This is a genomic window from Candidatus Megaera venefica (assembly GCF_034554655.1).
Classification (GTDB): domain Bacteria; phylum Pseudomonadota; class Alphaproteobacteria; order Rickettsiales; family Rickettsiaceae; genus Megaera_A; species Megaera_A venefica.
Window position 1 is genome coordinate 1 of sequence record NZ_JARJFB010000260.1, and the last position, 1,153, is coordinate 1,153.

Annotated in this window: 2 protein-coding genes; both read left to right on the forward strand. The window is 33.4% G+C overall.

Going from position 1 to position 1,153, the window contains the following annotated elements:
• Window positions 1–243, forward strand: a 243-nt coding sequence (locus Megvenef_RS09600; RefSeq protein WP_322777686.1) for a tyrosine-type recombinase/integrase, incomplete at its 5' end; no start/stop codon positions are given.
• Window positions 243–1,103, forward strand: a complete 861-nt coding sequence (locus Megvenef_RS09605; protein ID WP_322777687.1) for a tetratricopeptide repeat protein — start codon at window positions 243–245, stop codon at window positions 1,101–1,103. The genes Megvenef_RS09600 and Megvenef_RS09605, both read left to right, overlap by 1 nt.
• Window positions 1,104–1,153: the final 50 nt, after the last annotated feature.

Here is a 1,153-nt window from a genome sequence, read left to right on the forward strand (position 1 = left end):
AAAAAAATTGCAAATATTGAGCGTCGTGAACGTGAGTTTTTAACTCCGCATGAAATCGATCAACTTATTGACGCTTCAAAAAAACAAGGTCGACACAGCCATAGAGATGCGACGATGATTTTGTTAGCTTATCGTCACGGATTGCGTGTTTCTGAATTGGTATCACTACGTTGGCAACAGATCGATTTGACCTCAGGTTTAATGCAGGTCAATCGGCGAAAAAAGTTTTTGATGTATCATTGATGAATAATGATACAAAAGCGGCATATAGCTGGTATTTAGCATTAATGGGCATGTACGAGGATAGCGTTTATTTTAATAAAGCAAAAGCGGTACTGCAGGAAGTTAAAGACTACCCCAGAATGGAAACAGGAGTTTATGATATTATTGCGTTAACGGAAATATCACGAGGCAACATAGCTGCAGCAGAGGAAATTATTCCAATAATAGAAAAAATAAATGCTCAAAATTTAGGAGAAGTAAATGCGAATAGATTATTATACGTAAAAGCGAGGATATTTTTAGCTCAAGGCAATTATAAAGAAGCTTTGAATTTTATAAATAAAGTTATTACAGCGGAACAAGACTTAATGCAACATAGTTCGGGAGGTATTTACTACGTTCTTAAAGCAGAAATCTTAAACTATTTGCAGAATTTTCAAGAAGCTTATCAAATTATGACGGAGTTATATAAGAAAGAGCATGATCGCAATACTAACGAATATTTAATTGCTCGTATATTAACTCAATTAGCAAGAAGTGAATTAGGTCTAAACAAAACAGAAGAGGCTATGAGTCACGCGAGTTTAGTAGAAAAAATATTATTAACCAAACCTGAAAACGCAACTCCTCCTCAAGATTCTAAAGATACCGAGCTTGCTTCAATTTTAGCGGTGATAGGCGATATATCGGCTGCAACCAATAATTTTAAGGAAGCTATAGAATATTACGAAACGGCAGAAAAAATTTATAGAAATGCTTATAAAACGAATTTCGGTAATTTGGATAATGTTAGTTATTTATTATTACAGGGCGTAAAATCATCAGTAAAACTAAATGATAAATTCTGGTATAAGCATGGGTCTGTCCATCTAAGTGTGTAAATTCCTTATAGGTTATATAATCAATTAATATAACTAAGAGGAATAAAATA

What these genes read in the sequence shown, in the direction of transcription:
- Megvenef_RS09605 (WP_322777687.1), top strand. Translation starts at nt 243, where the DNA reads ATGAATAATGATACAAAAGCGGCATATAGCTGGTATTTAGCATTAATG.